The sequence below is a fragment of the Acidovorax delafieldii 2AN genome, from assembly GCF_000175235.1.
GTDB lineage: Bacteria > Pseudomonadota > Gammaproteobacteria > Burkholderiales > Burkholderiaceae_C > Acidovorax > Acidovorax delafieldii_B.
Genome location: NZ_ACQT01000209.1, coordinates 1 through 6,265, shown reverse-complemented (window position 1 = coordinate 6,265; position 6,265 = coordinate 1). Strand labels below are relative to the sequence as shown.

Annotated in this window: 4 protein-coding genes and 3 pseudogenes; 1 reads left to right on the top strand and 6 read right to left on the bottom strand. The window is 68.9% G+C overall.

What is annotated here, in order from left to right:
• The 4 genes and pseudogenes from ACDELDRAFT_RS17835 to ACDELDRAFT_RS17820 form a co-directional block, all read right to left on the bottom strand.
• Positions 1-417: pseudogene (locus ACDELDRAFT_RS17835) on the bottom strand (serine endopeptidase); the annotation flags it as partial.
• A gap of 75 nt (positions 418-492) precedes the next feature.
• The gene (locus tag ACDELDRAFT_RS17830) at positions 493-1,299 is read right to left on the bottom strand and encodes a DUF2145 domain-containing protein (protein ID WP_040329801.1); all 807 of its coding nucleotides are present in this window, start codon (positions 1,297-1,299) and stop codon (positions 493-495) included.
• A gap of 137 nt (positions 1,300-1,436) precedes the next feature.
• Positions 1,437-1,885: pseudogene (locus ACDELDRAFT_RS17825) on the bottom strand (hypothetical protein).
• 92 nt (positions 1,886-1,977) lie between these two features.
• Positions 1,978-2,460: a YiaA/YiaB family inner membrane protein gene (locus ACDELDRAFT_RS17820; RefSeq protein ID WP_005799376.1), complete on the bottom strand. Its 483-nt coding sequence runs from the start codon at positions 2,458-2,460 to the stop codon at positions 1,978-1,980.
• A gap of 260 nt (positions 2,461-2,720) precedes the next feature.
• Between ACDELDRAFT_RS17820 and ACDELDRAFT_RS17815 the strand changes: the two genes are divergently transcribed.
• On the top strand, positions 2,721-3,905 hold the full coding sequence (locus tag ACDELDRAFT_RS17815; protein WP_005799375.1) for a saccharopine dehydrogenase family protein: 1,185 nt from the start codon (positions 2,721-2,723) through the stop codon (positions 3,903-3,905).
• Between the two features lie 21 nt (positions 3,906-3,926).
• On the opposite strand, the gene ACDELDRAFT_RS17810 is transcribed toward ACDELDRAFT_RS17815, so the two are convergent.
• A complete protein-coding gene (locus tag ACDELDRAFT_RS17810; RefSeq protein WP_005799374.1) occupies positions 3,927-5,882 on the bottom strand; it encodes an MFS transporter in 1,956 nt (651 codons plus the stop codon).
• Between the two features lie 19 nt (positions 5,883-5,901).
• Positions 5,902-6,265 (bottom strand): annotated as a pseudogene (locus ACDELDRAFT_RS25835) (hypothetical protein); the annotation flags it as partial.

Below are 6,265 nucleotides of genomic sequence, written 5' to 3'. Positions count from 1 at the left end.
CTCGACGGCCTGCTGGGTGGTGCGCTCGGCCTGCTTGAGCGCATCGAGCGCCTGGGTGCGCGACAGCAGCTCGGGGTCGTGCTCGGAGCGCTGGGTGGCGTTGCGCGTGGCCAGCCAGTTGTTGAAGGTTTCGCGCTCGGCCTGCGTCTCGCTGCGGGCCTTGCTGCGCTGCAGCTGGGCCTGCTCGAGCGCGGTCTGGGCGTCGCGCTCGGCCTGGCGCGCGGCCTGTACCTGGCTGCGCAGGGCCTGCGCCGCCGGCTTGTCGAGGAAGTCATCCAGCCTGAGCGGTGCCTCGACCTTGGGCAGATCACCCACGATGGTGCTGCCCAGGCCAATGAGGAAGCTGGCGAACACCAGCGCCACGAGCCACAGGCCGCGGCGGAACCATTTTTCGGAAAGGCGCAGGGATTTGTTCATGGTTGTCTTTCTTCAAACACTATGCATTTGATAGCTGCTTGCGCTTACCCGTCAAGCGCTACAGGCCTTTTTCGCTTAATCCTTCACGGAAAGGACCACCGGAGCGGCGGCAAGCTGTGCCCGTTGCAGCCACGCCAGGGCCGAATCCACCGTCACGGTTTCAATGCGGTCCGAAAAGCGCTTTTCGCCCGGATGGTCGTCAAACGCGATGTTGGCCGAGCCCACGCGCCCGCCCATGCGGGTGAGCGGCCCGATGCGCAGCGTGGTGGGCTCGTAGCCCTTGAACTGCAGCCAGGCCTGCGCCTGGTCGCGCGTGCGCACGGCGGCGGGCTCCATGGCGGCGGCCAGGGTTTCGAGTGCCCACTGGTTGGATTGCTGGTATTTGCGCCCCCACACGTAGCTGACCATGCTGTAGGGCCTGTGGTGCAGCACGCGCGCGCGGGCGCCGTCCTGCAGCAGGGGCAGCAATGCACGTTGCACCTCGGGCACGGGCACCGCCCACACGGCTTCGTGGCGCCACAGGTCGTCCAGAAAGAACTCGCCCAGCCCCTGGCGGTAGAGGTGGCCCACGGCGGTGCCGCAGTCGTTGAGCTTGTGCACCACGCGCCAGGCGCCCTGGGGCGTGCGGTAGGCCCAGCCCAGGTGTGAATAGCGCAGGCCGTATTTGCGCAGGTCCTGCCCCGCACGGCCCAGCACCACCACCTGGGCGCCGGTGCGGGCATGTTCGGCGTCCAGCGCGGCGGCGGTGTGCTCGGCCAGCTGCATGCCGCGCTCGATGGTCTGCGCCGTGGGCTTGCCCGCCTCGCACGAGCGGCCCGCGTGGGCCGGCGCGGCGGCCATTGCCATGGCGGCCACCAGCGCCACGCACCACCCACGGCGCATGACACCGGCACTGCACCCGGCCAGCGGACGCCGAGGAACTGGCTTTGCCAGGCCACCGGCGTCGTCCCTCTTCCCGCGCGCAGCGCGAGAGACGGGGGAAGCCGCGTAGCGGCTCAGGGGGATGTTCTTCATATTTTTCACAGGCGTTCGTTGTGCAGCAGCGCGCGGCCCAGGGCGTTGGGCACGAAGGCCAGGGCTTCGCCCGCCACCGACAGCACCACGCCGGTGCTGATCACGCTGCACGCCACCACCGTGCCCACCGCGTAGGCCGAGGCCCCCCACGCCACGCCCCGCCACCTCCACGCTGGCCTGCGCGCCATCCGACGCGCGCTCCAACACATAGACGGTGCCCACCGCAGAGGCTTCCACCGCCCGGATGGTGACGCACCGCGCCCCCCACCGACAGCGCCGCCGGCAAGGCCACCACCGCCCCGGCGGCGGCAGAGCCCGCAGAGGCCGCCCCCACCACGGACGCCACCGGCAACATCGACAGCGCGGCCGAAGCCTCGCTTTGCGCATGGACGGACGCTGCGGCGGCGCAGCAGATTCCCAGGGCCAGCAGGATGGAGGCCAGTGGCCTTGGCATGGATATCTTCATGGTTCACTCCTGAATGGGGGGTGTGCCGCAGGGGATGCGGCACACCGGAAAAGAGAAGGGGAAATGCCGCTGCGCGGCGATCAGTGCGCGCTGCCGGCCGGTGCCGAGGCGGCCTCGCGGCGGCCCTGCAGGCGGGCTTCGAGCAAGTCGGCCTCATGGCGGTCGCGCAGCATCTTGGCCAGCGTGAAGGCGGTGGTGATGAGGTAGAGCCAGCTCACGCCCAAAAACGCCTTGTAGGTCACGTTGATCTCCATGCCCAGCAGGCCCCAGCCCGTGAGGCCCATGGCGACGGCGAAGCCGCCCCAGACCACCAGCTTCCACAGCGGCGTGTCGCCAGCACCACGGCGGGCGGCGCTGTCCTGGTCCCGCACGAACTTGGCCAGCACGAAGGCGGCCGAGAGGCAGAAGACATAGCCCATCACCATGAAGGCCTGCTCCAGCTGCGCGCCGGGCAGCCAGGCCAGGCCCACGCCGCACAGGAACACGGCGATGCCAAACGAAACCCACACCTGGAACTGCCAGGCCGGGGTGTCACGCTGAACGACGATGGGAGAGTGCGACATATGCAGTGGGTTGCCCTGTGGGCTTTGGTTGAACACGGAGCGAATGGTGCAGGGGCAGAGCGCCGGCGTCCGCAAGCCGGTATCACAGTGGCCCGGGGCAGGCTTCCGGGTATTGTTTTTCGATACTTTTTGCCATCAAAGCGCCGATGGCTTAGCGCCGCCGCGGCGCGTGGGCGACAGCCATCGGCCCGCACGCCTCCCACAATCGGGCCCTTTCAGGGCAACTCCCTCACTGCACCCCGAACCCATGCGGAGACACCATGGCCACCACCAAATCCTTTGACATCGTCGTACATGGCGCCACCGGCTTCACGGGCCGGCTGGTGGTCGAATACCTGCTGCAGCGCTACCCTGCCGGCAGCGGCCCACGTTGGGCCATGGGTGGGCGCAATGCTGAAAAACTCGCCGCCGTGCGCGATGAGTTGGGCGCCCCCGCCGACACGCCGCTGGTGGTAACCGATACCAGCAACCCCGCCAGCCTGCAGGCGCTGATGGATGCCACGCGCCTGGTGCTGACCACCGTGGGCCCCTACCAGCTGTATGGCAATGAACTGGTGGCAGCTTGCGCGAAGGCCGGCGTGGACTACGTGGACCTGTGCGGCGAGCCCGCCTGGATGCGCCAGATGATCGACGCGCACCAAGATGCCGCCCAGGCCAGCGGCGCGCGCATCGTGTTCTCGTGCGGATTCGACTCGGTCCCGTTCGACCTGGGCGTGTTCAAGCTGCAAGGCGAGATGCAGGCGCGCTTCGGCCACCCTGCCAGCCGCGTGCGCGGCCGGGTGCGCAAGATGAAAGGCACCTTCTCGGGCGGCACGGCCGCGAGCCTCAAGGCCACCATGGCCGCTGCCGCCGCCACGCCGGGCGTGCTCGACCTGCTGAAGAACCCGTTCTCACTCACGCCCGGCTTCGAGGGCCCGCGCCAGCCGTCGGGCAACAAGCCCCTGGTGGACGAGGCGCTGGGCGAGGGCATCTGGGTGGCGCCCTTCGTGATGGCCGCCATCAACACGCGCAACGTGCACCGCTCCAACTTCCTGCTGGGCCACGCCTACGGACCGGATTTTGTCTACGACGAGATGCTGGTCACCGGCCCTGGCGCGAAGGGCGAGGCCATCGCCAACGCCGTGGCCGGCGACAAATCGCTGGGCTCGGATACCGGCCCCAAGCCCGGCGAAGGCCCCTCGCGCGAAGAACGCGAAGCCGGTTTCTATGACGTTCTGTTCCTCGGCGAAGACGCCGAAGGCCACCGCCTGCGCGTGGCCGTCACGGGGGACCGCGACCCGGGCTACGGCTCGACCTCGAAGATGATCTCCGAGGCCGCCGTGTGCCTGCTGGAGAACCACAGCACCCCCGGCGGCATCTGGACCACCGCCCCGGCGCTGGGCCAGGCGCTGATCGACCGGTTGCAGGCGAACGCCGGGCTGACGTTCACCGTCGAAACCGAATAGGCCCGGCCAGAGGCTGCCGGCTCAGGCCTGCAGCAGGCGCGCCACGCGCTCGCGCAGCAGCGCGGGCTGCACCTCGCGGGCATCCACGGGGGTGCCCACATTGAGCCCCACGCGGCTGAACATGCCGCGCCGGAACGGCCGCACCATGGCGCCGCCGCGCTCGATGCGGCTGAAGAACGAGCCCCACAGGTTGGTCAGCGCCATCGGGATCACCGGGGCTTCGACACCCTCTTGGCGCGCGCGCTCGATGATCTTCATGATGCCGCCCCTGAACTCCTGCAGCTGCCCGTCGCGGGTGATGCCGCCTTCGGGGAATATGGCCAGCAAATCGCCTTCGCGCAGCACCTGGGCGGCGCGCTCGAATGCCGCTTCGTAGACGCGCGGATCTTCCTTCTGCGGCGCGATCGGAATCGCCTTGGCCAGGCGGAACATCCAGCCCAGCACCGGCACACGGAAGATGCGGTGGTCCATGACGAAGTAGATGGGGCGCGGGCTGGCGGCCATGAGCAGCACGGCATCGACAAAGCTCACGTGGTTGCAGGCCAGGATGGCGGCGCCCGCGGTGGGCAGGTGCTCGTCGCCCTGCACCTTGAAGCGGTACACCAGGCGCGAAATCACCCAGGCCACGAAACGCAGCAAGTATTCGGGCACCAGCATGAAGATGTAGAACGCCACCACCGCGTTGGCGATGCCGGTGAACAGAAATATCTGCGGCACCGTGAAGCCCGCGCCCAGCAGCGCACCCGCGATGACCGAGCTGCCGATCATGAACAGCGCGTTCAGGATGTTGTTGGCCGCGATGATGCGCGCGCGGTGCGTGGGCTGCGCGCGCATCTGGATCAGTGCGTACATGGGCACGCTGTACAGGCCGGCAAACAGGCTCAGCAGCGCCAGATCGAGCATCACGCGCCAGTGGGCGGGCTGCGCCACGAAGGCGGCCAGCGACATCACGTCGGACGGCGGCAGCCCGCGCGAGGCGAAATACAGGTCGATGGCAAACACGCTCATGCCGATGGCGCCCAGCGGCACCAGGCCAATCTCGACATGGCGGCGCGAGAGCACCTCGCACAGCAGCGAGCCCACGCCGATGCCGATGGAGAACACCACCAGCAGCAGCGACGCCACCTGCTCGTTGCCATGCAGCACGTTCTTGGCCAGGCTGGGGAACTGGCTGAGAAACACCGCGCCGAAGAACCACATCCAGCTGATGCCCAGCAGCGAGCGGAACACCACGGGGTTGCCATGCGCCAGGCGCAGGTTGCGCCAGGTTTCGGTCACCGGGTTCCAGTTGATGGCAAGGTGCGGATCGGTGGCGGGCGCGGCCGGAATGAACTGCGCAACGGCCCGCCCCAACAGCGCCAGCGCCACGCAGGCCACCGCCACCAGCGTGTGCCCCACGCCCGGCACGGCCACCAGCAGGCCCCCGGCTACGTTGCCCAGCAGGATGGCCACGAAGGTGCCCATTTCCACCATGCCATTGCCACCGGTGAGCTCGCGCTCGGACAGCACCTGGGGCAGGTAGGCAAACTTGACCGGACCGAACAGCGTGGAGTGCACGCCCATCAGGAACGTGCACAGCAGCAGCACCGGCACGCTGCCCCCGAAAAACCCGGCCGCCGCCACGAGCATGATGGCGATCTCAAGGTTCTTCACGAAGCGGATCATGCGCGTCTTGTCGTACTTGTCGGTCAGCTGCCCGGCCGTGGCCGAGAACAGCAGGAACGGCAGGATGAACAGCGCCCCGATCACCAGTCCGGCCATGGCCGGCTGCAGCCACGACACGCTGAGCTGGTAGGTCACCATCACCGTGAAGGCGAACTTGAACAGGTTGTCGTTGGCGGCCCCGGAAAACTGCGTCCAGAAGAACGGCGCGAAGCGGCGTTGGCGCAACAGGGCGAACTGGTTCGGGTGTTCGTGCGCGCCAGCGGGGGCCGCCGTGGCGCGGGGGACGCTGGCGGTAAGGGTCTCGGGCTCCATGTGTTTCTCCTCGGTTCCGTCACGGGTTATTGGGTTCGGGGCCGGCGGCTGCGCGCCGGGAAGGCCTCTGTTGTGGCGCCGCTGCCCCGGCACACCGGGTGCGCCGGGCCACCGGGGTGACTTGGGGCGTCATTCTGCCCGCACACGGTGACCGCGCCGCCCCTGCGCCCCCTGCCCCCGCCCGCGTTGCATCCAGGGCCGCCAGCACCGGCAGGGCCGCCCCCGCCGCCAGCAGGTGCTTGAGGCTGTGGCCTGACACCCACTGGCCCGTGGCCTCGAAGACCGCATGGTCGGCGGCCTCGAACAGCTTGGCCGCGCCATACCAGGCCAACACCGCGCCCCACTGCACCGCCAGCGCGCCGTGCCGCCCCGGCAGCAGGGCC

What these genes read in the sequence shown, in the direction of transcription:
- ACDELDRAFT_RS17830 (WP_040329801.1), bottom strand. Translation starts at nt 1,299, where the DNA reads ATGCGCCGTGGGTGGTGCGTGGCGCTGGTGGCCGCCATGGCAATGGCC.
- ACDELDRAFT_RS17820 (WP_005799376.1), bottom strand. Translation starts at nt 2,460, where the DNA reads ATGTCGCACTCTCCCATCGTCGTTCAGCGTGACACCCCGGCCTGGCAG.
- ACDELDRAFT_RS17815 (WP_005799375.1), top strand. Translation starts at nt 2,721, where the DNA reads ATGGCCACCACCAAATCCTTTGACATCGTCGTACATGGCGCCACCGGC.
- ACDELDRAFT_RS17810 (WP_005799374.1), bottom strand. Translation starts at nt 5,882, where the DNA reads ATGGAGCCCGAGACCCTTACCGCCAGCGTCCCCCGCGCCACGGCGGCC.